General features: G+C 70.0%; 23 protein-coding genes. 16 read left to right on the top strand and 7 right to left on the bottom strand.

The window, feature by feature from the left end; translation table 11 throughout:
* Positions 1–57: 57 nt before the first annotated feature.
* The 4 genes from H4696_RS25065 to mnmA all read left to right on the top strand — a co-directional run bounded on the left by H4696_RS25065 (position 58) and on the right by mnmA (position 5,110).
* Positions 58–1,341 (top strand): helix-turn-helix transcriptional regulator, encoded by a 1,284-nt coding sequence (locus H4696_RS25065; protein WP_086861592.1) that lies wholly within the window; start codon positions 58–60, stop codon positions 1,339–1,341.
* A gap of 44 nt (positions 1,342–1,385) precedes the next feature.
* Positions 1,386–2,753, top strand: coding sequence for an MFS transporter (locus H4696_RS25060; RefSeq protein ID WP_086861591.1), 1,368 nt, complete (start codon positions 1,386–1,388; stop codon positions 2,751–2,753).
* Between the two features lie 64 nt (positions 2,754–2,817).
* Positions 2,818–4,014, top strand: coding sequence for a cysteine desulfurase family protein (locus H4696_RS25055; protein WP_086861590.1), 1,197 nt, complete (start codon positions 2,818–2,820; stop codon positions 4,012–4,014).
* A 4-nt stretch (positions 4,015–4,018) separates the two neighbouring features.
* A complete protein-coding gene (gene mnmA, locus H4696_RS25050) occupies positions 4,019–5,110 on the top strand; it encodes a tRNA 2-thiouridine(34) synthase MnmA (RefSeq protein ID WP_086861589.1) in 1,092 nt (363 codons plus the stop codon).
* 7 nt (positions 5,111–5,117) lie between these two features.
* Here mnmA and H4696_RS25045 read toward each other — a convergent pair whose 3' ends face one another.
* The 5 genes from H4696_RS25045 to H4696_RS25025 form a co-directional block, all read right to left on the bottom strand.
* Entirely contained in the window at positions 5,118–6,392 is a 1,275-nt protein-coding gene (locus H4696_RS25045) for a DUF222 domain-containing protein (RefSeq protein WP_086861588.1), read from the bottom strand.
* A 230-nt stretch (positions 6,393–6,622) separates the two neighbouring features.
* On the bottom strand, positions 6,623–7,075 hold the full coding sequence (locus H4696_RS25040; protein WP_086861587.1) for a GNAT family N-acetyltransferase: 453 nt from the start codon (positions 7,073–7,075) through the stop codon (positions 6,623–6,625).
* 10 nt (positions 7,076–7,085) lie between these two features.
* Positions 7,086–7,487 (bottom strand): GNAT family N-acetyltransferase, encoded by a 402-nt coding sequence (locus H4696_RS25035; protein WP_086861586.1) that lies wholly within the window; start codon positions 7,485–7,487, stop codon positions 7,086–7,088.
* A 79-nt stretch (positions 7,488–7,566) separates the two neighbouring features.
* Positions 7,567–8,610: an MBL fold metallo-hydrolase gene (locus H4696_RS25030; protein ID WP_086861585.1), complete on the bottom strand. Its 1,044-nt coding sequence runs from the start codon at positions 8,608–8,610 to the stop codon at positions 7,567–7,569.
* A gap of 104 nt (positions 8,611–8,714) precedes the next feature.
* Positions 8,715–9,539, bottom strand: a complete 825-nt coding sequence (locus H4696_RS25025; protein ID WP_086861584.1) for an LURP-one-related family protein — start codon at positions 9,537–9,539, stop codon at positions 8,715–8,717.
* A gap of 134 nt (positions 9,540–9,673) precedes the next feature.
* Here H4696_RS25025 and H4696_RS25020 point away from each other — a divergent pair, with 134 nt between their 5' ends.
* The 4 genes from H4696_RS25020 to H4696_RS25005 all read left to right on the top strand — a co-directional run bounded on the left by H4696_RS25020 (position 9,674) and on the right by H4696_RS25005 (position 14,178).
* The gene (locus H4696_RS25020) at positions 9,674–10,711 is read left to right on the top strand and encodes a uroporphyrinogen decarboxylase/cobalamine-independent methonine synthase family protein (RefSeq protein WP_086861612.1); all 1,038 of its coding nucleotides are present in this window, start codon (positions 9,674–9,676) and stop codon (positions 10,709–10,711) included.
* 83 nt (positions 10,712–10,794) lie between these two features.
* Positions 10,795–11,499, top strand: coding sequence for a hypothetical protein (locus H4696_RS25015; protein WP_086861583.1), 705 nt, complete (start codon positions 10,795–10,797; stop codon positions 11,497–11,499).
* 11 nt (positions 11,500–11,510) lie between these two features.
* Complete coding sequence (gene ligA / locus H4696_RS25010; RefSeq protein WP_086861582.1) at positions 11,511–13,691, top strand: NAD-dependent DNA ligase LigA; 2,181 nt, start codon at positions 11,511–11,513, stop codon at positions 13,689–13,691.
* Positions 13,684–14,178, top strand: a complete 495-nt coding sequence (locus tag H4696_RS25005) for a GNAT family N-acetyltransferase (RefSeq protein WP_192782520.1) — start codon at positions 13,684–13,686, stop codon at positions 14,176–14,178. The genes ligA and H4696_RS25005 overlap by 8 nt, the downstream gene beginning before the upstream one ends.
* A gap of 64 nt (positions 14,179–14,242) precedes the next feature.
* Here H4696_RS25005 and H4696_RS25000 read toward each other — a convergent pair whose 3' ends face one another.
* Positions 14,243–14,896 carry an ACT domain-containing protein gene (locus H4696_RS25000; protein WP_169734881.1) on the bottom strand — a complete coding sequence of 218 codons (654 nt, stop codon included), beginning with the start codon at positions 14,894–14,896 and terminating at the stop codon, positions 14,243–14,245.
* A gap of 236 nt (positions 14,897–15,132) precedes the next feature.
* On the opposite strand from H4696_RS25000, the gene gatC reads away from it, so the two are divergent.
* The 8 genes from gatC to H4696_RS24960 all read left to right on the top strand — a co-directional run bounded on the left by gatC (position 15,133) and on the right by H4696_RS24960 (position 23,206).
* Positions 15,133–15,432, top strand: a complete 300-nt coding sequence (gene gatC, locus H4696_RS24995; protein WP_003080804.1) for an Asp-tRNA(Asn)/Glu-tRNA(Gln) amidotransferase subunit GatC — start codon at positions 15,133–15,135, stop codon at positions 15,430–15,432.
* Entirely contained in the window at positions 15,429–16,946 is a 1,518-nt protein-coding gene (gene gatA, locus H4696_RS24990) for an Asp-tRNA(Asn)/Glu-tRNA(Gln) amidotransferase subunit GatA (RefSeq protein WP_192782519.1), read from the top strand. The genes gatC and gatA overlap by 4 nt, the downstream gene beginning before the upstream one ends.
* A complete protein-coding gene (gene gatB, locus H4696_RS24985) occupies positions 16,943–18,448 on the top strand; it encodes an Asp-tRNA(Asn)/Glu-tRNA(Gln) amidotransferase subunit GatB (protein ID WP_086857516.1) in 1,506 nt (501 codons plus the stop codon). The genes gatA and gatB overlap by 4 nt, the downstream gene beginning before the upstream one ends.
* An 8-nt stretch (positions 18,449–18,456) precedes the next feature.
* Positions 18,457–18,993: a hypothetical protein gene (locus H4696_RS24980; protein WP_086857517.1), complete on the top strand. Its 537-nt coding sequence runs from the start codon at positions 18,457–18,459 to the stop codon at positions 18,991–18,993.
* 361 nt (positions 18,994–19,354) lie between these two features.
* Complete coding sequence (locus H4696_RS24975; protein WP_086857518.1) at positions 19,355–20,437, top strand: Gfo/Idh/MocA family protein; 1,083 nt, start codon at positions 19,355–19,357, stop codon at positions 20,435–20,437.
* A complete protein-coding gene (locus H4696_RS24970; RefSeq protein ID WP_086857519.1) occupies positions 20,434–21,354 on the top strand; it encodes a DUF6807 domain-containing protein in 921 nt (306 codons plus the stop codon). Before H4696_RS24975 ends, H4696_RS24970 begins: the two co-directional genes overlap by 4 nt.
* On the top strand, positions 21,351–22,064 hold the full coding sequence (locus H4696_RS24965; RefSeq protein WP_086857536.1) for a cupin domain-containing protein: 714 nt from the start codon (positions 21,351–21,353) through the stop codon (positions 22,062–22,064). Before H4696_RS24970 ends, H4696_RS24965 begins: the two co-directional genes overlap by 4 nt.
* Positions 22,064–23,206: a Gfo/Idh/MocA family protein gene (locus tag H4696_RS24960; protein ID WP_086857520.1), complete on the top strand. Its 1,143-nt coding sequence runs from the start codon at positions 22,064–22,066 to the stop codon at positions 23,204–23,206. Before H4696_RS24965 ends, H4696_RS24960 begins: the two co-directional genes overlap by 1 nt.
* A 23-nt stretch (positions 23,207–23,229) precedes the next feature.
* Here the strand turns inward: H4696_RS24960 and H4696_RS24955 are convergent, their stop codons facing one another.
* Positions 23,230–24,438, bottom strand: a complete 1,209-nt coding sequence (locus H4696_RS24955) for a PQQ-dependent sugar dehydrogenase (protein ID WP_086857521.1) — start codon at positions 24,436–24,438, stop codon at positions 23,230–23,232.
* Positions 24,439–24,469 lie beyond the last annotated feature (31 nt).

Here is a 24,469-nt window from a genome sequence, read left to right as displayed (position 1 = left end):
TGTTCACTAGCCGGACGAGCAGGCCGCCCGGCGACGGACGCGCCTACCTTGGACGCCATGGACGCTTCCTGGTCGGACCCGCGGCACGTGCTCGACGTCGTCGACCGGCTGTTGTCGGCTCCCCGGCCCCAGTTCTTCGGCCGATTCTCCACGGAACTGGGGAGGCTGATCCCGCACCGCGCCGCCGCGATGCAGACGGGCGACTGCCCCCGCAGCCCGCTCAAGGTCATCGGCGACGAGGCGATCACGGGCGCCGTGACCAGCGTCGAGCTGCAGCGCCTGGTCGACCGCAGCGAGCCGGGCAAAGCCCTGGTCATCGACGGCGACCTCGGCGGCACCGAACGCCGCATCGTCCTGCTCGCATCGACGCCAGCGATCGGCCAGAGCGCCGTGCTCGCAGTGGTGCCGGAGGCCGGGGAGCTGGACGCCGCTGATCTGGAGCTGGCCTCGCAGCTGTGGCACATCGTCAGCACGGACGCGGCCCAGCGCGCGACGGACCCGGGCCCGGACGTCCTGGCCAGCAGCCTCGCCGCGGCCTCCGCACGAGCCCAGGCGATCACCGACCTCGGCCAGACCCACGCGGCGACGCTGACCACGCTCCTGGCGGTGCTCCGTTCCGGACGCCTCTCCGACACCGTCGCCCGCCGCACCGCGGTCGACCTCGCGGCCGACGCAATGCTCGCGCTCAAGGGCGTGGTCGACCGCGACCAGGTCCTGTCGGTGGAGCAGGCCGACGCGGCCTTCGCGGTCCTGAAGACGCAGCTGGCCGACCTGGTGCGGCACACCGAGGTCGACGTCGACCTCGCCGACCCGATCGGCGAGGCGTCCCTGCCCCAGGACATCGCCCACACGGCCCGCACCCTGACCCGCGGCCTGGTGCTCGCCGCCTTGGACCGCCCGGCGACCACCCGCCTCCGAGCGTCCTGGCGGCTGGACGGAACGACGCTCCGCATCACCGTCCGTGACGACTGCCCGGAGGTCGCCGACGCGCTCCCTGCCCGCGGCCTGACCGACCGCCTCACAGCCCTGGGCGGCCGCTGGGAGGTCGACGCGGTACCCGGCTGGGGCACGACGATCACGGCGGTCCTCCCGCTCGGCGTGGCCGAACCGCCGGAACTGCGCCCGCTGGACCGCCTCAACCCGCGCGAACTCGAGGTGCTGTCGGGCATCTCCCAGGGCTTGCGCAACCGGCAGATCGCCGAACAGCTGCAGCTCAGCGAGCACACGGTCAAGTTCCACGTCCGCAACATCCTCGACAAGCTGAGCGTCACGTCCCGCGGCGAGGCCGCCGCCCTGGCCCGCGACCTGCCCCTGGAACCGGTGACCCACCGCACCGCCTGAGGCGGCTTGACCTCCAGCGGGCTGGAGGTTGCACGCTGCTGATCATGGCCTCGACGATCGACTCCGCACCCCGCCGCCGAAGTGTGCTGTGGAGCGCGGAACACCGGATGACCACGATCGCCCTGCTGCTCGTGGTCACGTTGGTCGCTTTCGAGAACATGGGCGTGGCGACGGCGATGCCGACCCTGGTCGCCGACCTCGACGGTCTGGCCCTGTACTCGTGGCCGTTCACGACCTTCCTCATTTCCAGCGTGGTCGCCACGGTCCTGTCCGGCCGCATCGGCGACCGCCGCGGCCCAGCACCGGCGTTGCTCGCAGGCCCCGCGCTGTTCGCGACCGGCCTGATCGTCGCGGGAGCGGCGACCGGCATGCCGGTCTTCCTCCTCGGCCGCGCCCTGCAGGGCTTCGGCTCCGGCCTGCTCCTGGTGTCGGTCTCACTCCTGATCGCGCTGACATTCACCGACCACGAACGCCCGGTCATCTACGCGGCCAACGCGGCAGCTTGGGTCCTGCCGGCGGTCATCGGCCCCTCGGTCGCCGGCCTGGTGACGGTCAGCATCGGCTGGCGCTGGATCTTCCTCGGCCTGGTCCCGCTCGTGGCCGTCGGAGCGGTCATGCTGCTCGTGGTCGTCCGACGGCTGCCCACGCACACGCCGACCCTCGACGGCCGCCGCGCGAGCGTGCCCCAGGCGATCATCGCCGCACTCGGCGTAGCGGCACTGACGTGGGCGGCCCAGCACCACTCCCTCCTTTCCCTCGGCTACGGCACGCTGGGCCTCGTAGCCCTGGGCTACGCCCTGCGAACCCTCCTGCCAGCCGGCACGCTGACCTCCCGCCCGGGCCTGCCGACAGTCGTCGCTTCGCGCGCCCTGATCGCGGGGGCGTACGCCGGGATGGAGGCCTACCTGCCGCTGACGATGAGCGCCGTCCATGGCTACAGCCCGGCTCTCGCCGGCCTGCCCCTGACGATCACGGCGCTGGGCTGGTCCGCGGCATCGGCAGCCCAAGGCCGCTTCCTCAACTGGTCGAGGGAGGCCTCGCTGCGCACCGGGTTTTGGCTGGTCGCAGTTGGGCTCGTCGGCTTCGGCCTGGTCTCGCAACCCTGGTGCACCGGCTGGCTGGCGTTCGCTGCCTGCGCAGTCGGTGGCGCAGGCATGGGGATCGCGATGCCCGCGATCTCGGTCCTCCTGCTGCGCTACTCACCCGAAGGTGAACGCGGATTCAACACGTCGGCGATGCAACTCGCGGACTGGGTGGGCTCCGCCCTGCTGATCGGCCTGGGCGGCGTCCTGCTCGGCGTAGTCGGCTCGGTTCTGGCCCCGTCGCCGGCGATGGCCCTGCTCACCGTCGCATTGACGGCGTTGGCGCTGCTGGGCGTCCGGCTGACGGGGCGGTGGCCGTCAAAGGTGTGACAGCCCACTTCGAGGGCCAGGGTGGGCTTGGTCACGCGCTGAAGCGGACTACCCTGGTAGAGCGATGACCTATCTCGACCACGCGGCGACCACTCCGATGTTGCCCGAAGCCATAACGGCGATGACCGAGGCGCTGTCCACCGTGGGCAACGCCTCCGCGCTGCATTCTTCGGGCCGCCGAGCGCGGCGGATGGTCGAGGAAGCCCGCGAGACCATCGCGGACGCGTTGGGCGCTCGCCCCTCCGAAGTCATCTTCACCGGCGGCGGCACCGAGAGCGACAATCTCGCGATCAAGGGCATCTACTGGGCCCGCCACGAAGAACGAGAGCAGCGCCGTCGCGTCTTGTGCGGTGCCGCGGAGCACCACGCAGTGCTCGACACTGTCGAATGGCTCGAAGCCCACGGCGGCGCCGAGGTCGTCTTGCTCGACGTGGACGACCAGGGACGCGTTTCCCCCGACGTCCTTCGCGCAGCCATCGCCGCGGAGCCCGAGACCGTGGCGCTGGCCACCGTGATGTGGGCCAACAACGAGGTCGGCACGATCAACCCGATCGCTGACCTGGCGGCGGTATGCGCCGAGTTCGAAATCCCCTTCCACACTGATGCGGTTCAAGCTGTCGGCGCCGTTCCGGTGGATTTCGCCGCCAGCGGCGCAGCCGCCCTGAGCCTGACCGGGCACAAGCTCGGAGGTCCGATCGGAGTGGGAGCACTTCTGCTCGGACGGGACGTGACTTGCGTGCCCCTGCTGCACGGTGGCGGCCAGGAACGCAACGTCCGTTCCGGCACCTTGGACGTTCCGGCGATCGTGGGTTTCGCGGCCGCAGTTCGAACCAGCGTCACCACCCGAGCTGATTACGCCAAGCGCGTCGAGGGACTCCGGGACGAGCTCGTCGAGGTTGTTAGGCGCGAAGTCCCCGATGTCGTCCTCAACGGTGGAGACGGCGAGAGGCTGCCCAGCCACGCTCATTTCACATTCCCCGGATGTGCCGGTGACAGCCTGCTGATGCTGCTCGATGCCAAGGGCATTGAATGCTCGACGGGATCGGCATGCACCGCAGGCGTCGCCCAGCCGAGCCACGTGCTGCTCGCCATGGGAGCCGATCCGGCCGCGGCCCGCGGTTCTCTCCGTTTCTCTCTCGGCCACACATCCACAGCTGCCGATGTCGAGGCAGTGGCCGCCGAGATCGGCGGAGTCGTCCTGCGCGCACGGCAGGCCGGCCTCGCCGGAATGCGCAAGCAGACCCAGAAGCAAGAGGTGTAAGGCAATGCGGGTATTGGCCGCGATGAGCGGAGGAGTGGACTCGGCAGTCGCCGCAGCGCGCGCGGTGGACGCCGGACACGACGTCGTCGGCGTGCACTTGGCGCTGTCGGCCAAACCGGGAACATTGCGGACCGGCTCGCGCGGGTGCTGCACGATCGAAGACTCGCACGATGCCCGGCGAGCCGCGGATATTCTTGGCATTCCTTTCTACATCTGGGATTTCGCCGAGCGATTCACCGAAGAGGTCGTCGAGACCTTCGTCGGTGAATACGCCGCCGGACGCACCCCTAACCCGTGCGTGACCTGCAACGAGAAGATCAAGTTCGAAGCTCTTCTCGAGAAGGCGATGGCGCTCGGCTTCGACGCGGTCGCCACCGGCCACTACGCGCGCCTGTCGGTCGTTGACGGTGTGCCTGAGCTGCGCCGTAGCGCGGACAGCGGCAAGGACCAGTCCTACGTGCTCGCCTCCCTCACCGCGGAACAGCTCAGCCACGCCATGTTCCCCCTCGGCGACTCCTGGAAGTCCGATGTTCGGGCCGAGGCAGAGCGGCGAGGCCTGTCCGTCGCCAACAAGCCCGACAGCCATGACATCTGCTTCATCCCGGACGGCGACACCAAGAAGTTCTTGGAAGACCGTTTGGGGCAGCGCCCCGGCGAACTCGTCGACGCGGAGACGGGTGCGGTCCTCGGCCGGCACACCGGAGTGCACGGATTCACGGTCGGCCAGCGCAAAGGCCTGGGGATCGATGCTCCGGCACCGGACGGTCGTCCGCGGTACGTCCTGTCGCTCGAACCGGTGTCCGGCTCCGTCAAGGTCGGTCCCGCCGCCGAGCTCGGTGTCAAGGTGATCGAGGCTGATCGGGCGATCTGGCCCAGCGGCAGCCCGCTGACCGAACCGACCGAGTGCGTGGTCCAGGTCAGGGCCCACGGAGGCATTGTCGACGCGGTCGCCGACGTGGATTCCGACACCATGACGGTGCACCTGCGTGAGCCGCTGCGTGGAGTGGCTCCGGGCCAGGTCGTCGTTCTCTACCGGCCGGATTCCGAGGGTGGGGACATCGTCTTGGGTAGCGCGAAGATTTCGGGTACTCGCTGATCAACCATTACTTCCGACCCTTCTTTCGGGTTCGGTTACCCCGCCGTTGCTCTGGCTGGATCGACGGCGGCGTCGTCGAATGCACCTGCCCCGCCGGCGTAGCGACGTTCACCGTGCCGTCCGAGGCGACTTCGTAGTCCCAGCCGGGTTGTCTCTTCAGCCTGCGATGCCGTGCGCAATAGGTGACGGGCTGATCCGCCGTACCTTCGGCTCCGCCCACAGGACGCGTCGCTTCGATCCCGCAATGCTGTGCAGGACGTGTGCATCCCGGCTGCCGGCATTCCTGGTCCCGGACCCGGATGAACTCGTCCTGGTGGAGGGGATAGCGCGTCGGAGAAAGTTCGAGGGCCTGACCGGTACGAGGGTCGGTGAGAACGCGTCGCAGTGCTGTGTTGGGCCCGCCGATGATGTTGCGGGCCACCGCGGCGGCGATCGGCCCGCGGCCGGCCAAGGCCGCTGGTGTTTCGCTGAGGCCGAGGTAGGTGTCGAGGTCGATGTGCAGGAAGACCTCGGTGCGCTCGCTCGGGCCACCCGCGCCGCTGAGCAACAGATCCATGGCCACATCCGCGCGGAGCTGATCCAAGGTGCGAGCCTCTTGCGGAGTCTTCAGCGCTCGCGCGGCCCGATCGATGCGGGCGTACGCAGCGGTCGCCTTCTCGGTAGGCGCGTTGTTGACCGAAATGTGGGTCACGCCGGTGTCGTGGTGATGCAGCGCGAGTCGCCGCTCGATGAGCTTTTGCTCGGTGCGGAGCGCCGCACCTTCCGGGTCGGCTTGCGCGGCGGCGTAGGTCGCCGCTCGGCGGACCTGAGTGGCGTTCCGTCCCGGGACTCGGTCCTCGAGTGTCGCATCGACGGCGCCTACGTGTTCTTGGGACAGCCAGGCCGTCGCGTCGGTGACCTTCATGGCGCGGTACAGGTCGAGCCTGCCGTCGTCCATGAGGTTCAACATGCGGGGGAGTCGGACGATCAGTGCGCTGGCCGCCGAAACGATGGCTCTGGCGCGATGTTCGGTTATGGACAGGGCAAGTGCTACTTCCGAAGCCGCGCTGGGCTCCCGTCTCCGCCGCACACTCAGATCTGCGATAGCTCTCAGCTGAACAGCTTGCAGCTTGGAGATCTCCGCGTCGGTATCGCGGATGAGGTCGACGACTTGGTCATCTTTCATGCGCTGCAACGATTCCGGGTCACATCGGATCGAGCGCAGCTTCGTGGGGAGTCTGTCGTCGCTGCTCGTGGAGCCGGTTGCAGGGACGAGCTTGCGTACTGGTTGTGAAGGTGCCATGAGCCCGACCGTACGACGGCTCGCAACAAAAGTCATCGAGATTCGCAGGAATGGGTGGCGAAAGGGCGCGAACGGTCCGTTCGCGCCCTTCGTGGCTTGACGAAGCGCAATTCATTGGGAATGGTTCGCGTGCGCGGACGTTCGTGTCCGGACGTGCAGGAGGTGACTTGAGTGACTTGGTGTCCGAAGTGGACAGAATGGAGATCGGTCAGCGGTGTGGTTGGTACAGCTCAGAGCTTGAGCTTGAATCCCGTGTGGCTCGGGGTGAAACCGAGGCGCTCGTAGAAGCGGTGCGCGTCCGTCCTGGAGGTGTCGGACGTCAGCTGCACGAGTGCGCACCCGCGCCGCCGTGACTCGGCGATCGCCCAGTGCATGAGGTCGGCGCCGAGTCCGGCGCCGCGGTGGTCCGCGTGGACCCGTACGGCCTCGACCTGACCGCGAAGCGCGCCTCGCCGGGCGAGGCCGGGAATGATGGTCAGTTGCAGGGTGCCGACCGGTTCGTCGTCGAACGCGACGACGACCAGCAACTGGTTGGAATCCTTGACGATTTCGTCGAAAGCGCGCAGATAGGGGTCGAGGTCGTCAGGGGCGTCTCGGGTGGCGCCCAGCTGGTCGTCCGCCAGCATGCGCACGATCGCATCGATGTCCTCGCGTCGTGCCCTGCGGATCACGTATTCGGTCACGGCGCCAGTATCACAGCGCGCGGGTGAAGCCTTGATAGCTGTGCTCGAAACCGAAGCGTGCGTAGAACTCCCGCAGATCGCCGCGGGTGAGGCCGGAATCCAGGTGGACACGAGCGCACCCTCGCCGGCGAGCTTCGTCGATGCCCCAGGTCAGGAGCGCGCTCGTCACGCCTCGTCGGGTGGCGCGGATGCCTTCGAGCAGGCCGCGGGTCGCGCCGTTCCACGAGAGTCCTCGGAGCACTGTCAGTTGTGCGGTCCCGACGACACCGTTGTGGTCCTCGGCCACGACCAGCGAGACATGGGGGGTGTTCATGAGCTCACGGAGTGTCGCTGCCAACGGCTCATCGGGCGCGCCGAACAGGCGCTCAAGCGCCTTGACGTCCGTAGTGCGGGCGCGTCTGATGACATCCATTTCACCCAGTATGCAGGATGCCCGGTGGTTGGCTGTCAGTGTTACGGGGCGGCTACTCCCGGTGCTGCCCAGGCGATCATCAAGCTACTGTGTAGTGCCGAACGCCGTCGACGATGTGCGTGGTCAGTTTTCCTTGCGACGCCAGCAGGTCGAGGTGGGCAGCGGTTTCCAGCACCGCGAGCATCTGGTTGAACGAGTCCATTTCGGACAGCTTGCGGTTCCGGCGGGTCCAGCCGACCCGGTGTGCGGCTTCGTTGGCCGTGGTTGCTCCGGCTGCGATCTGGGAGCCCATCGTTTCGAGGCGCTGCCGGTGATGTTCCAGCAGTTCGTCGACTCGTGTGTGCACGCTGTCGGACACGGGGCCGTGCGCGGGAAGCATGCGGCGGTCCGGCATCGCGCGCACCAGGCGGAGGGAGCCGATGAAGTCGTTGAGCGGCAACTCGGCGGGAACGGGCTGAAAGCCGATCGAGGGCGTGATGTGCGGCAGCACGTGGTCACCGGAGAACAACAGTTCGGCGGTGTCGTCGACGAAGACCACGTGCCCGGCCGTGTGTCCGGGGGTGGCGACGACGTCGAACTCGCGGCCGGGCAGGATCGGCCGCCGGCCTGGTGTCAGCCATTCGTCGGGCGCCTCCCAGAGATCGGCCTCCGTGTGGCGCCGGTTCGTGCCGAATTCCCGAGCGAGCGCCTCGACGACTTCGCCGGCGCCGGCCTGGAACAGGAGATCGACCTGGGCCTCCATCGGCAACCGGTCGGGATTGCCAGACGCCTTCAGCGAGGGTTCCTCGTCCTGGCCGAGGGCGATCTTCGAGCCGAATTCGCGGCGGAGGACGACAGCCTGCGAATAGTGGTCCCGGTGCACGTGGGTGACCAGGAATTCGCTCACGTCAGCGAGTTCCGCGCCAATGCCACCCAGGGCATCGGCGAGCTGTTGGCGGGCCACGCTCAGCGCCCAGCCCGAATCGACCAGGACGAGCTTTTCGCCATCGGTGACCGCGTAGACGTTGACCGCGCGCAGACCGTCGTTCGGCAGCGGCAACGGGATTCGATAGACACCGGCCGAGACCTCGTAGATCCCGGGCTCTGTCCAGCTCCTGTCGCTGTTTTCCGGCAACGGTTCCACGGTGACCTCCGTCCCGGCGAGACTGCGGCGTCCCGGCCCTTCTTCACATTGAGCCGTGCCGGGCCCGCTGTCCACCTGGAGAAGATGAGACGCCGGTCACTCGATCAGTCGGTGTCCTGCTTCAGCGCGGTGTCGATCGTGAGCGCCGCGGCGACGACCATGCTGGCGAGCGGATCCGGCAGGGGGTGGGGGATCTCCACGACGTAGTTGTCAGCCGTCGTGAAAGCGGCCTTGATGAACCCGCCCCACGTCTTCGTCACCCGGGCGACCTCCGTCCCGGCGTGGTCGCGGATCGAGAAGTTCCAGGCTCGCCAGTTTTCGGCGAAGATCCCGCCGACCGAACGGCCGTCCACGACGAAGCCGAATCGGATCTTCCCGAAGACGTTTTCTTGCACGATCTCGCCGATCGGGCTCTCGTCGGCCCGGGTGACCAGGAATCGTGACTTGAACACCTTCGCCGGCCGGGTCACCTTCAGCACGGTGCTGTGGTTGGCGTCGCGGACCTCGAACTTGTGGGTCAGGAACTGGTCGTACTTGGTCAGGAGCCGGATCGCCTTCTTCAGCGTGCTCTGGCCGACCTCCACCACGCCGCCGAGGCGGTTGCCGTTCTGGTCGAAAACGCCGAACTCGTTGGCCATCTCGATCAGTTTGGCGCGCTGGTTGACCACCAGCACCGGCTCGGTGAACAGGGTTCCGCCGCCGTTGCGCGCCGCGCTGCGGCCGCGCGTCGCACGGGTGACCTGGTCCTGGATCCGAGCGGGGTCGTGGCCGCGTTCGATGTCCAGCTCGATCGGCGTCGAGTCGCTCGGTGGTGGTGCCTGGTGGGCGGGCCGGGTGTTGGCGGTCCAGGCCTGGCCGTCCCACCATCGGTGCAGACGGGGGTCCCGCGCGTCGGGATACCAGCCCGGCTGCGGTGGCGAACTCGTCATGGCCGGTCAGCTTATCCGTGCGGACCAGCTCGTGGCGTCGGTAAACGGAAATGCGGTGAATGTCCGCATCGGCGCCGGCCGCCGGGGCAGCCCGGTCGGCGCCGTCGGCGGGTGGTCGACCAGAATCGGTGGTCGTGACTGAGCGACTTTGGCCCATCGGTGCCGCGACGGCGATCGGTTCGATGCCGGGCACCGACCCCGCGGAAGCGGCAGCGGTCGTGTTCGGCGAGCTACCCGACTTCCCCCATCTACCCGAGTTGCCGGCTCGCGGTGTCGGGGCGGACATGCTCGGCCGGACCGCCGCGCTGCTGGTCGACTTGGCCGTCGACGTCGTCCCGAGCGGCTATCGCGTCGTGACCCGGCCTGGTCACGACCACCGCCGGGCGGTCGACCTGCTCCGCTGGGATCTCGACGCCCTCCAGGAGGCGCGCGAGAAGGCCGGGGCCATCCCGCCGGTCTTCAAGGTCCAGCTCGCCGGGCCGTGGACGCTCGGCGCCGGCATCGAGCTGCCCAGGGGCCACCGGGTGCTCACCGATCGCGGCGCCCTGCGGGATTTCACGTCGTCCCTGCTCGATGGGCTCGCGGGCCACGTCGCGGAGGTGCAGGCCAGGACCGGGGCGCCGGTGGTCGTCCAGTTCGACGAGCCGTCGTTGCCCACGGTGCTCAGCGGTGGCCTGTCGACGCCGTCCGGCTACGGGAACGTCCCGGCGGTGCCGGAGCCCGAGGCGCGTGACCTGCTCGCCACCGTGATCGAAGGCGCCCGGCGGATCACCGGGCGGCCGGTGATCCTGCATTGCTGCGCCGGGAAGCCGCCGCTCGGCCTGTTGCGCGAAGCCGGTGCGGACGCGCTGGCCTTCGACCTCGCCGCGCTCGACGGTGCGTCCGCCGCTTTCCTGGACGAGATCGGTGAGGTGTGGGACGGCGGAGCGACCCTGTTCCTGGGAGCAGTCCCCACCACGGCGCCAGCGTCCCCGCTGAGTCTCAAGGAGGTCGGCGAGCCCGCGTTCCGGCTGGCCGACCGGCTCGGCTTCAACCGCAGCGTCCTCGCGGAACGTGCCGTGCCGACACCCGCCTGCGGCCTCGCCGGTGCGACGCCGGACTGGATGCGCCGGGCGCTCTCCCTGACGCGTGATCTGGGCAAAGCCTTCGTGGAGCCGCCGGAAGGCTGGTGACGGAATCCGGCGACTCGCGGACGTCGGCTCCGCTCGGCCAGTAGCGTGTCGGGTAGCCGACCGAACGAGGACCGTCCGCAACCATGCGCCTGTTTCGCCGCAAGAACGCCGTCGCCGACCCACCCGACCCTCGCACCGCCTGGCCCGAACAGCACGTGCCGGACGACCCGGCGGCCGCCGCGGAGGTGTTCTGGCAGGGATGGTTCGAGCTGCTCCCGCTGGTCAGCGCCGCTCTCGGCGAGGGTGAACCGCACCGGGTGGAGCACGAGCTCTGCCAGCTGGTCGAGGCGCTGCACCCGCGGCTGCACTTCTCGCTCGAACGCGGTCGCCAGGCGATCTACGCCCTGGTCGTGACCGGTCAGGAGGATCCGGAGGTGCGGCCGTTCACCGACGCGTGGCGGGCCGCCGCGCCGCCGGACGACGCGATCTGGGAGTACCACGACTCGGTCCCGCCCGTGCCCGATCCGACGGAGGTCACGGTGAACCTCGGGGAGCGCCGGATCGCGCTGGCCGACGTCCGGGTCGTCGCGCAGGTGGACGCCGACGAGCGCGTGGTCGACGTCGCCGTCTACCACCCGGGGTTCGGCGACCTCGACGACGTCACCCGGCGGACCATGACGTTCCTGCCCCTCGACGCCACACTGGGTGAACGGCTCGCCGCCGAACGACTACGGCGCGTCGAGACCGCGGAGGTCGAACCGGCCGGTGCGATCACCCTTCTGGAGTTCCGTGAACTGGTCCGCGGGCTGGCCGGCGGCCCGGGCGAAATTGTCGGTACCCCCGGCTAGGGTTACCACCCGTGAGCAGCACCGAACTCCCCCAGGACCAGATCGCGGCGGTCGACGCTCCGGCGACCGCCGAGGACGTCACCGACGTCCCGGCCGACGTGCGTGAGCGGCACAGCGCCCTCGCCGAGGAGCTGCGGAACCACCAGTTCCGCTACTACGTCCTGGACTCGCCGATCATCTCCGACGGGCAGTTCGACGAGCTCCTGGGCGAGCTCCAGCAGCTCGAGGAAGCGCACCCCGCGCTGGTCACGCCCGATTCGCCGAGCCAGCGGGTCGGCGGCACGTTCTCGACCGAATTCACCGCGTACGACCACCTCGAGCGGATGCTCAGCCTGGACAACGTGTTCGACCGGGACGAGTTCCTCGCCTGGGTGGAACGCGTCGAGAAGGAGGTCGGGCGCACCGAGTTCCTCGCCGAGCTGAAGATCGACGGCCTGGCGATCAACCTGTTGTACGAAAACGGCCACCTCACCCGCGCGCTCACCCGGGGTGACGGCCGGACCGGCGAGGACGTCACGCTCAACGTCCGCACGCTCGACCAGGTCCCGGAGACGTTGACCGGCACCGATCAGTTCCCGGTGCCCGCCCTGGTGGAGGTGCGCGGCGAGGTCTACTTCCGCGTCGAGGACTTCCTCGAGCTGAACGCGAAGATGGTCGAAGCGGGGAAGCCGCCGTACGCGAACCCGCGCAACACCGCGGCCGGCTCGCTGCGGCAGAAGGACCCCAAGATCACCCGTGAGCGGCGGCTGCGGCTGATTTGCCACGGGCTCGGCAAGCGCGAGGGCTTCGAGCCGCAGCGCCAGTCGGAGGCGTACGACGCGCTGGCGGCGTGGGGTCTGCCGGTGTCGCCGCACAGCAAAGTCCTGTCCACGGCCGAGGAGCTCACCGACCACATCGTCTACTGGGGCGAGCACCGGCACGACGCGGAACACGAGATCGACGGCGTCGTCATCAAGGTCGACCAAGTGGCGCTGCAGCGACGGCTGGGCACGACGTCGCGCGCGCCGCGGTGGGCGATCGCGTACAAGTACCCGCCGGAAGAGGCCATCACCACGCTGCTGGACATCCAGGTCGGCGTCGGGCGGACCGGGCGGGTGACGCCGTTCGCGGTCACCGAGCCGGTCAAGGTCGCCGGGTCGACCGTGGCGCGGGCCACGCTCCACAACGCCGAAGAGGTCAAGCGCAAGGGCGTGCTGATCGGCGACCGGATCGTCATCCGGAAGGCCGGCGACGTCATCCCCGAGGTGCTCGGGCCGGTGGTGGACGCACGCACGGGCGACGAGCGCGAGTTCGTCATGCCCACCCACTGCCCGGAATGCGGCACCGAGCTCGCCTACCAGAAGGAAGGCGACAAGGACATCCGCTGCCCGAACACGCGGTTCTGTCCCGCGCAGCTGCGCGAGCGACTCTTCCACCTGGCCGGGCGCGGTGCCTTCGACATCGAGGTTCTCGGGTACGAGGCGGCGGTCGCGCTGCTCGACGCCCGGGTGGTCGCCGACGAGGGCGATGTCTTCGATTTGAACGAGGAGAGCCTCGCCGAGGTCGAGTTGTTCCGCACGAAGGCCGGCGAGTTGTCGGCGAACGCGCGAAAGCTGATCGCGAACCTCGACGCGGCGAAGGACCGGCCGCTGTGGAAAGTGCTGGTCGCACTGTCGATCCGGCACGTCGGGCCGACCGCCGCGCAGGCGCTGGCTCGCGAGTTCGGGTCGATCGAGCGCATCGAGCAGGCCACCGAGGAGGAGCTGGCCGACGTCGATGGCGTGGGCCCGACCATCGCTCATGCGACGCAGGAATGGTTCGAGGTCGGCTGGCACCGCGAGATCGTCGAAAAATGGCGACGCGCCGGCGTCCGGATGGAAGAGGAGCGCGACGAGTCGATCCCGCGCAACCTCGAAGGGCTTTCGATCGTGGTGACGGGCTCGCTCGACGGCTTCTCCCGCGACGAGGCGAAGGAAGTCATCATGGCTCGCGGTGGCAAGGCCGCCGGGTCGGTTTCGAAGAGGACGGCGTTCGTCGTCGTCGGGGATTCGCCTGGTTCGAAATACGACAAGGCCGTGCAGCTCAAGGTTCCGGTGCTCGACGAAGGCGGCTTCCGCGTCCTCCTGGAACGGGGGCCCGAGGCGGCTCAGGAGGTGGCGCTGCCGACCGGGGACGAGACCTCCGAAGGCGAGTCCGGGGAGACGGATGAGTGATGTCGAGATCCGGCCGCCGCGGCCCGAGGAGTACGCCGCGGCGGGGGAGGTGACGGTCCGGGCTTACGACGTCGATGGTCACCTGGCCGGGGATGTCGGGTACGACGCCGTGCTGCGTGACGTCGCGCGGCGGGCCGAGCAGGCCGAGGTCCTCGTCGCCGTCGATGGGGCGGGGGAGGTGCTCGGGACCGTGACCGTGGTGCTCCCGGGGTCTGGCTTCGCCGAGATTTCGCGTCCCGGCGAACTGGAGTTCCGGATGCTGGCGGTGGCGCCGTCGGCTCGGGGCCGGGGCATTGGTGAGGCGCTGACGAAGGCGGTGCTCGACCGCGCCCGGACGCTGGGCGTTCCCAAGGTCGTGCTGAGCAGCCTCGAAGGCATGCGCAGCGCGCACCGGCTCTACGAGCGGCTCGGGTTCGCGCGTCTGCCCGAGCGGGACTGGCGGCCGTTCCCGCACATCAGCCTGATCGCCTACCAAATCGACGTCTGACCTGGGGTAGGTCGAAAAAGGGACGAGCCTGCGCGGGCTCGTCCCCTGATCGATCCGCTCCGGGTCAGCCGTCGAGGACGACCGCGACGATGCCCGCGAGGTGGGCGAGCCGGGCGACTTCGGCGGCTCGGAAGGCGGGCCCGCCCGGGCGGGCGACCAGCAGTGCCTTGCCCGGCTTGCCGAGCGGCGTGGCGGCCAGCTCGGTGCCGAGCTCCTTCCACGTCTCCGGGATCCAAGCCTCTTCGCCGTCGAGGACCGTCGCGCGCTCCAGCGGCAGCCAGGGCAGGTCGGTGATGGGCGTCTCCGGGGCGGCACTCGACGACGCCAGCCGGACCGCGCCGGTTTCGGCGTGCTCGACGACCATCGCCCAGCCGGCGCGGACGATGCGGGGCACGCCCTCGGCCAGGATGTCGAGGCCCGACTTCGGCTGCGCGGCGATCTCTTCGACCAGCTCGAGCTCGCGATGGGTGTCCAGGACACCCGCGTAGGGCCGGACCGCGTCCACTTCGACGCCTTCGACGCTTTCCGCCGCCGTGATCAGCGCGTCGGGCAGCCGGCCCGACGGGAGTTCGACGACCAGGTCGTCCACGGCCACTCCGGTGCCGCGTTCGACGACGTCCACGCTCAAGATGTCGGCGCCTACTGTGCCGAGCGCCGTGGCGACCGCGCCGAGGGTCCCCGGGCTGTCCGGAAGGAGGACCCGGATCAGGAACGACACCACGCGCCCCTCTCACCTCTGGCGTCCCAGCCTTGCCGTGGGACGCTGAATGCCGGTCGCCGATTGTGACAGACGCGCCCGGCTCGCGGGACCTGCTGTCCGGCGGGCGGGATGCGAGCGTCGCCGGACGGCACCCGGCTTGCGCCGGGCGTAACCCAGTCGAGTCCGCCCGCGCCGTCACCATAGACTTGCAGCTTCCGAGACAACCCGCACAGCACAACCCGGGAGTCACCCGCGTGCCCAACATTTCCCGAGACGAGGTCGCGCACCTCGCGAAGCTGGCCAGGCTGGCCGTGACCGACGACGAGCTCGACGTCTTCGCCGGCCAGCTCGACCAGATCCTGGACTCGGTGGCCAAGGTGAGCGAGGTCGCCGCCGACGACGTGCCGCCGACGTCGCACGCCGTGCCGCTGACGAACGTCTTCCGGCAGGACGTCGTCGTTCCCGGGCTCACGCAGCAGCAGGCGCTGGCCGGTGCGCCGGCCGCCGAGGACGGGCGTTTCCGGGTGCCGCGGATTCTGGGGGAAGAGCAGTGACCGAGCTCATCAAGCTGACCGCCGCGGAGCTGGCGGAGAAGATCCACACGCGTGAGGTGTCCGCGGTCGAGGTCGCGCAGGCCCACCTGGACCGGATCGCCGAGGTCGACGACCACATCCACGCGTTCCTGCACGTCGACACCGAGGGCGCGCTGGCCTCGGCCAAGGCCGTCGACGAGGGCATCGCCGAGGGGAAGGCGCCCGCGTCGGCGCTGGCCGGGGTGCCGCTCGCGCTCAAGGACGTCCTGACCACCGAGGGCATCCCGACGACCTGTGGTTCGAAAACGCTCGAAGGCTGGATCCCGCCGTACGACGCGACCGTGACGCGCAAGCTGCGCGAGGCCGGCGTCGTCATCCTCGGCAAGACCAACATGGACGAGTTCGCCATGGGGTCGTCGACGGAGAACTCGGCCTACGGCCCGACGCACAACCCGTGGGACCACGCCCGCATCCCGGGCGGGTCGGGTGGTGGTTCGTCGGCGTCGATCGCGGCCTTCGAGGCGGCCATCGCGATCGGCACCGACACCGGTGGCTCGATCCGGCAGCCGGGGTCCGTGACCGGCACCGTCGGGGTCAAGCCGACCTACGGCGGGGTATCGCGCTACGGGCTCGTCGCGTTTTCGTCGTCGCTCGACCAGGCCGGGCCGTGCGCGCGGACGGTGCTCGACGCGGCCCTGCTGCACGAGGTCATCGCCGGGCACGACCCGCTGGACTCCACCTCCATCGACGCGCCGGTGCCGCCGGTGGTCGCCGCCGCCCGGCAGGGCATGACGGGCGACCTCAAGGGCGTCAAGGTCGGCGTCGTGAAGGAGTTCGGCGGCGAGGGCTACCAGCCGGGCGTGGAGCGGTCGTTCCAGGCCGCGGTCGAGCAGCTGCGCGCGCTGGGTGCCGAGGTCGTCGAGGTCTCTTGTCCGAACTTCGTCTACGCGCTGCCCGCTTACTACCTGATCGCGCCGAGCGAGTGCTCGTCGAACCTCGCCCGGTTCGACGCCATGCGCTACGGCCTGCGCGTCGCCGACGACGGCACGCACAGCGCCGAAGAGGTCATGTCGCTCACGCGGGAAAAGGGCTTCGGAGCCGAGGTCAAGCGGCGCATCATGCTCGGGACCTACGCGTTGTCGTCCGGCTACTACGACGCGTACTACGGCTCGGCGCAGAAGGTGCGCACGCTGATCACGCGCGACTTCGCGGCCGCCTTCGAAAAGGTCGATGTCCTCGTTTCGCCCACGACGCCGACCACGGCATTCAAGATCGGCGAGCGCGTGGACGACCCGATGGCGATGTACCTCGCGGACCTGTGCACGATCCCGTCGAACCTCGCCGGCAACGCCGCCATGAGCGTGCCGAGCGGGCTGTCCGACGAGGACGGGCTGCCGGTCGGCCTGCAGATCATGGCCCCGGCGCTCGCCGACGACCGGCTCTACCGGGTCGGCGCCGCCTACGAGGCCGCTCGCGACGCCGCCGCCGGCGGGGCGCTCATCCACAAGGTCCCGGAGCTGGGAGGAACGAAGTGACTGCCGTGGCCGAGTTGATGGACTACGCCGACGTCATCGAGCGGTTCGACCCCGTGCTCGGGCTCGAGGTGCACGTCGAGCTCAGCACGAACACCAAGATGTTCTGCGGCTGCGCCAACGAGTTCGGCGGGGAGCCGAACACGAAGGTGTGCCCGACCTGCCTGGGCCTGCCCGGCGCGCTGCCGGTCGTCAACGGCAAGGCCGTCGAGGGCGCGATCCGGATCGGTCTCGCGCTGAACTGCGAGATCGCCGAGTGGTGCCGGTTCGCCCGGAAGAACTACTTCTACCCGGACATGCCGAAGAACTTCCAGACGTCGCAGTACGACGAGCCGATCGCCTTCAACGGCTACCTCGACGTCACGCTCGACGACGGTGAGGTCGTGCGCGTGGAGATCGAGCGCGCGCACATGGAGGAGGACACCGGCAAGTCGCTGCACGTCGGTGGCGCCACCGGCCGGATCCACGGTGCCGAGCACTCGCTGCTCGACTACAACCGGGCCGGCGTTCCGCTGATCGAAATCGTCACCAAGCCGATCGAGGGCACCGGCGAGCGGGCTCCCGAGGTCGCGCGGGCGTACGTGAGCGCGCTGCGTGACCTGCTTCGCGCGCTCGACGTGTCGGACGTCCGCATGGACCAGGGCTCGCTGCGGTGCGACGCGAACGTTTCGCTGATGGCGAAGGACGCGACCGAGTTCGGTACCCGTACCGAGACGAAGAACGTCAACTCGCTGCGGAGCGTCGAACGGGCCGTTCGCTACGAGATGACGCGGCAGGCGGCCATCCTCGCCGAGGGCGGTTCGATCAAGCAGGAGACGCGGCACTTCCAGGAGGCCGACGGCACGACGTCGTCGGGCCGGACGAAGGAGACCGCGGAGGACTACCGGTACTTCCCGGAGCCCGACCTGGTCCCGATCGCGCCGTCGCGCGAGTGGGTCGAACAGCTGCGCGGCACGCTGCCGGAGATGCCGTCGGAGCGGCGGAAGCGGATCCAGCAGGAGTGGTCACTTTCCGACGAGGCCCTGCGTGACCTGCTGAACGTCGGTGCGGTCGACCTCGTCGCGGCCACCGTCGAAGCCGGTGCGTCGCCGGACGAGGCGCGCGGCTGGTGGGTCAACACGCTCGCGCAGGAGGCGAACTCCCGCGAGGTCGAGCTGGCCGACCTACCGATCACGCCGAAGCAGCTGGCGGAGGTCATCGGGCTGGTTTCGTCCGGTGAACTGACGAACAAGCTCGCCAAGGAGGTCGTCCAGGGCGTGCTCGCCGGTGAGGGCGAGCCGCGTGAGGTCGTCGAGAAGCGCGGGCTGAAGGTCGTCTCGGACGACTCGGCTCTGCTCGCGGCGATCGACGAGGCCTTGACGGCGCAGCCGGACGTCGCCGAGAAGATCCGCGGCGGCAAGGTCGCCGCGGCCGGCGCGATCGTCGGTGCGGTCATGAAGGCGACCAAGGGGCAGGCCGACGCCAAGCGGGTCCGGGAACTGATCATCGAGCGCGTCGGCTCCTGACCGGTTTCATGACATCGCCGTTTTCCGTCAAAAGCGTCACCTGGCGCGAGTGGCTTGGCCTGGCGGCCGGGCTGCTCGCGCTGGGGTCGACGTTCCTGCCGTGGACCACGCTGAGCACCAACAAGCCGGACATCGAGGTCATCCTCTCGTCCTTGCCGCACAGTGACGTCATCCGAAACGCGTGGCAATCGAGCTTCTTCGCCTGGTGCCCGCCGCTGCCGCTGGTGCTGGCCGGATTGGTCGTGGTCGTTTTCGGGCGAATCCGGAAAGTGCGAGTCAGCGGCCTGCCGCACCTGTGGCTGGTGGTGGCCGCGGCGTCGCTGCTGCTGATGGTGCTCGGCTGGTTCACGCTCGACTGGGAGTTCGACGCCGACCAGCGCGGCATCTTCGACGCCGCCGGGATCGCCATCGGTGCGGGCTTCGGGCGGTTCCTCGGGCTGTTCGCCGCGGTCGTTTCGGGTGTTGCCGCTTTTCTGGACATCCGCGCGGTCCGCGCCGAGAGCCGGCAGCCGCGGAAGCGGGGGCCCAGGAGCAAGACCCGCTGATCGACGGCTGCCGGAATCCGGCGGCGCTCGGCGGGAGTGCTGCCGTTCGACGCGGCGGCGCTGGGGGATAGAAGCTGATGGCGCCGGGGCTCCGAGTCGGAGACCGGTGGCTGGCGGCGTCGGACCTTCGTGAAGTCGGCCGGGCGTCGGTGCTGAGGGCGTGAAGCCTTGGTGGCGTTGAAGTCGCGAGGCCGCGGGGGCCGTTGAGGCTGTCGTCCGTTCCGGTTGACCACCATTGCTGACAACGTTGACATCCGGCTGGTGCGTTGCGTGAGAAAGCGCTTTCTGGAACGGTCGGCAGCAGTGGTCCGGCTGCGGGGACGGCCGCTGGGAGGCGTGTCACCGAGGAGGGAGACCTGGGTTGACTCACGGAAAGCGCTTACGGGTCGCCGTTGTCGGGGCCGGCGGTATCGCGGCCAGTCACCGGACTGCCTTCCAGGCACACCGCGACGACGTCGACATCGTGGCCGCCGCCGACGTCGATGAAGCCCGGGCTGTCGCGTTTTGTGCCGCGGCCGGGAATGCCAAGCCGTACGGCGATCTCGATACCTTGCTCGCCGAGCAGGAACCCGATCTCGTCTCGATCTGCACGCCGCCGGGGCTGCACGTCGAGCAGACCACGAAAGCGCTGGAGAGCGGGGCTTGGGTCTGGTGCGAGAAGCCGCCGTGCCGGTCGCTCGCCGAGTACGACGAGATGGCCGCCGCCGAGCGGGACGGCGGGCCCTACGTTTCGTTCGTTTTCCAGCAACGGTTCGGGTCCGGTCCCGCGCACTTCCGGAGCCTGCTCGCGGACGGGGAACTGGGGCGCCCGCTCGTCGCGCACTGCCAGACCACCTGGTACCGCGATGCCACCTACTACGCGGTTCCGTGGCGCGGGCGCTGGGAGACCGAGGGTGGCGGACCGGCCATGGGGCACGGCATCCACCAGATGAACCTCCTGCTCCACCTGCTCGGCGACTGGGCCGAGGTGCGCGCGATGACCGCGCGGCTGGTGCACGACGTCGAGACCGAGGACGTCTCCACCGCGCTCGTGCGGTTCGAGTCGGGGGCGCTCGCGACCGTCGTCAACAGCGTCCTGTCGCCGGACGAAGTGAGCCGGATCCGGGTCGACTGCGAAAACGCCACCGTCGAGCTCACCCACCTCTACGGCCACGGCGCCAAGGACTGGCGCTACACGCCGGCGCCGCACGTTGCCGAAAAAACGACGAAGCGCTGGTCAGTGCCGTCGGACGACGTGGTCAGCTCGCACGCCGCCGCGTTCGCTCCTGTCCTCGCCGCCCACCGGGCCGGGCGGCGGCCGCCGTGCAGCGGGGAAGACGGGCGGCGGGTGCTGGAGTTCGTCGCCGCGTTGTACAAGTCCGCGGCCACCGGGCTCGGGGTGCGCCGCGGGGAGATCGGTCCCGGTGACGCCTTCCACCGGTCCATGGCCGGAGCGCCGGCGTGAGCGCGGCGATCACCGTCACGCACCGGCACGGGGAGCGCGTGAGCGTCGAGGCCGGCGGCGTCCAGCTGATGTCCTATGTGTACAAGCCCGACCCGGTGGCCTTCGAGTCCCGCAAGCCCTACACCCACCCGCTGCGGACCCTCGGCGGCCGCCGCGTCAGCGGGTACCGACCAGCCGACCACCGGTGGCACAAGGGGCTGCAGATGACGTCCAGCCACCTGTCCGGGCAGAACTTCTGGGGCGGTCACACCTACGTTCCCGGCGATTGGTACCGGGACCTGCCCGACCGCATCGGCTCGATGCGGCACGACGACTTCGCCGCCTTCAGCGTCGACCCCGACCGGCTCGGCTTCACCGAACGGCTCACCTGGGTCGCCAACGGCGGTGCGGAGTGGGCGCGGGAGCGGCGCGACCTCGTCGTCCACTCGGTCGAGCCGGACGAAGGGGCCTGGGCGCTGGACTGGGGGATCGAGCTGACCAACGTCCGGGACACCCCGCTCGAGTTCGGCAGCCCGACGACCGCCGGTCGCGAGCTGGCCGGGTACACCGGGCTGCATTGGCGGGGGCCGCGCGACTTCAGCGGCGGGCGCGTCCTCGGGCCCGGCGGGCTCGGCGGCGAAGACATGATGGGCGCGCAGGCGCCGTGGCTGGCGTTCGTCGGCGAGCACGACGACGTCGACGCGCACTCCACGCTGGTCTTCGCGCATTCGCCGGAAAACGACCAGGCGATCCACGAGTCCCACTGGTTCGTCCGCTCGCGGGAGACACCCATGGTCGCTTTCTCGTGGGCGTTTTTCGACGAATTCACACTGGAGCCGGGGGAGAGCTTCACCTACCGCTACCGGATCGTCGTCGCCGATGGGGCGTGGGACCGCGATCGGGTGACCGGCTACCTCGATCGGCACGGGTGGTCATGAACGCGTTCCCACTTCCAGGTGGAATCGGGGTCTCGCACCTGCGCGCCTACGACTGGGCGGCGGAGGATGGGGTGTGCGGCGGCAGCCCGCACCTGCACCTCGCCTGCACCGAGGCGTACGTCGTCACCGGCGGCCGCGGGGCGGTCCAGACGTTGAGCGTCGGCGGCTACGACGAGACGCCGCTGGAAGCCGGCGTGATCGCGTGGTTCGCGCCGGGGACCGTGCACCGGATGGTCCAGGAAGACGGGCTGCGCGTCACGGTGCTGATGCAGAACAGCGGACTGCCCGAAGCGGGGGACGCGGTGTTCACGTTTCCGCCCGACGTGCTCGCCGACCCGGCCGCCTACGCCGAGGCCGCGGCGTTGCCGAAAACCGACCACGCCGCTCGCCGACGCCGTGACCTGGCGATTCGTGGCTACCTGCCGCTGCGGGAGGCGCTGCGGGACGGCGACCCAGGGCCGCTGCGGGAGTTCCACCGGGCGGCCGTCGCGCTCGTTTCGCCGAAAATCGGCGACTGGGTTCCGCGGTGGCGGGCCGGGGCGTTGCGGGCCGCCGAGCTGACCGGGGCGCACCTCGCGGCGCTCGCCGGCGGCGACGGGAGCCACCTCGAGCAGTCTGGGGTCCGGGTCGCGGCACCTTCGAACCCGGACGGCTACGGCATGTGCGGCCGTCGCGCGGAATACGACATCGACCAGGAAGGCCGGCAGTGATGAACCAGCCCAGTATCGGAGTGCTGCTCAACGGGGTCACCGGCCGGATGGGCTACCGGCAGCATCTGCTCCGGTCGGTACTGGCGATCCGCGACCAGGGTGGCGTGGCCCTGCCGGACGGCAGCCGCGTGCAGCTCGAGCCGATCCTCGCCGGGCGCAACGCCGGGAAGCTCAAGGACCTCGCCGGGCGGCACGGGCTGACCGCGTGGACCACCGACCCGGACTCCGCGCTGGGGGACGTCGGCATCTACTTCGACGCGCAGCTGACGTCGGCGCGGGAGCCGTCGGTGCGGGCGGCCATCGCCGCGGGCAAGCACGTCTACGCCGAGAAGCCCCTTGCCGAAAAACTGACATCGGCGCTGGAGCTGGCCGGGCTCGCGCGGGACGCCGGGATCTGCCACGGCGTCGTCCACGACAAGCTGTTCCTGCCCGGGCTGCGGAAGCTGCGCCGGCTGATCGACGGCGGGTTCTTCGGGCGGGTCCTGTCGGTGCGGGGCGAGTTCGGCTACTGGGTCTTCGAGGGCGACTGGCAGGAGGCGCAGCGCCCGAGCTGGAACTACCGCGCCGAGGACGGCGGCGGGATCGTGCTCGACATGTTCTGCCACTGGAACTACGTCCTCGAGAACCTCTTCGGCCGCGTCGAGGCCGTGACCGCGAAAGCGACAACGCACATTCCGCGCAGGTGGGACGAGCAGGGTGACGCCTATGCGGCTACGGCCGACGACGCCGCGTACGGGATCTTCGAGCTGGAATCCGGGGTCGTCGCGCAGATCAACTCGTCGTGGTCGACGCGGGTGTTCCGCGACGAGCTCGTCGAGTTCCAGGTCGACGGCACCGAGGGCAGCGCCGTCGCCGGGCTGCGGCGCTGCCGGGTCCAGCACCGGTCCGCGACGCCGAAGCCGGTGTGGAACCCCGACCTGCCCGCGACCGAGCCGTTCCGCGAGCTGTGGCAGGAGGTGCCGGACAACGCCGAGTTCGACAACGGCTTCAAGGCGCAGTGGGAGGAGTTCGTCCGGGACGTGGTCGCCGGGCGGCAACACCGCTACGACTTCTTCTCGGCGGCCCGGGGGCTGCAGCTCGCCGAAGCTGGGCTGACGTCGTCGGCGGAAGGGCGGCGAGTGGAGCTGAAGCCGCTGAGCTGAGCCGCCGACGGGTGGGTGTCCGGTCAGTCCTTGCCGTTGCCGCCGCCGGAGGTCGCCGGGGTGATCAGGACGACGCGGTCGTCGCTCGACACCGGCGCGCCGCCGTCCTTGTTGACCGTGCCGGCCACCGCGAGCTGCGGGTTGATCATGCTCATCCCGGCGAGGCGCCCGTACGTCACCGGCGGCTTGCCCGTCTTGCCGTCGAGGCTGACCGTCGGCTTGCCACTGACCGCGCCCTCCGGGGTGACCGGCAGGTTCTGCAGGTTCCCGGCCAGCGACGTGCCGACCGAGACCGAGCCGTTGGCGTCGACGAAGTCGGCGCAGCCCGCGACGCCCGGCTTGTCCGGCCACGTCCACGCCGGCGTCGTCAGCGGCTGGCCGGCCTGCAGGCGGTAGAGGGCGTCCTTGTCGGCGAGCCGGTCGGTGACCCAGACGCGGCTGCCGTCGGCCGAAGCGCACAGGCCGCCGGGGGCGTGGAGGCCGGCGGCCACGGTCAGGGAACCGTTCGGGTTGCCCGCCGCGGCCTTGCCGGACGTGTCGATGCGCAGCACCTTGCCGGCCAGCGAGTTCGGGTCGGCGGCGGCGTTCGGGCTGCCCGCGTCACCCGTCGCGACCAGCAGCGCGCCGCGGTTGTCGGTCGCGATCGTGCCGCGGTTGCCGGACGCGCCCTTCGGGATGCCGGTGAGCACCGGCTTCGCGGCCTGGCCCTTCGCGAAGCGCACCACGCGGTTGTCCGTCGCCGTTGTCACATAAGCGAACACCAGCTGGTCTTCGACGTACGACGGCGAGAGCGCGAGCCCGGTCAGGCCGCCGTCCCCGGCCGCTTGGACGTCTAGCTTCGCGAAGTCCGCCGCGTCCTTGCCCGCCGTCGCCAGCAGCACGCGGCCGCTCTTGCGCTCGCCCGCGAGCGCGCTCGGCGCCGACCCGTCGCCCGGCAGGCCGGCCACCGCGGCGACGGTGTCCAGGCAGGTCGAGATCACCGACGGGTCGAAGTCCTTGCAGCCCTGGGGCGGCGGCACCGGCGTGGCCGACTGGCCGGGACGCGCCTGCTTGCCGCCATCGCCCGAATCCGCGCCGGGGCCCTGGACCTGGGGCGGCGATTCGGGGCTCGGGACGGGGGCGGGGCTGAACGACTGACCGGCCGCGGTGTCGTCGAACCGCGCGCAGCCGGCGGGCAGCAGGACACCGCAGGCCAGGATCGCCAGCAGGGCCGACCGGTACCGAGTGCGCATGATCCCCCAGCCTAGGGGCCGCCGCGTGAAC

The organism is Amycolatopsis lexingtonensis, assembly GCF_014873755.1.
In the GTDB taxonomy this organism is placed as follows: Bacteria; Actinomycetota; Actinomycetes; order Mycobacteriales; family Pseudonocardiaceae; genus Amycolatopsis; species Amycolatopsis lexingtonensis.
This window is presented reverse-complemented; position numbering and strand designations above follow the sequence as displayed.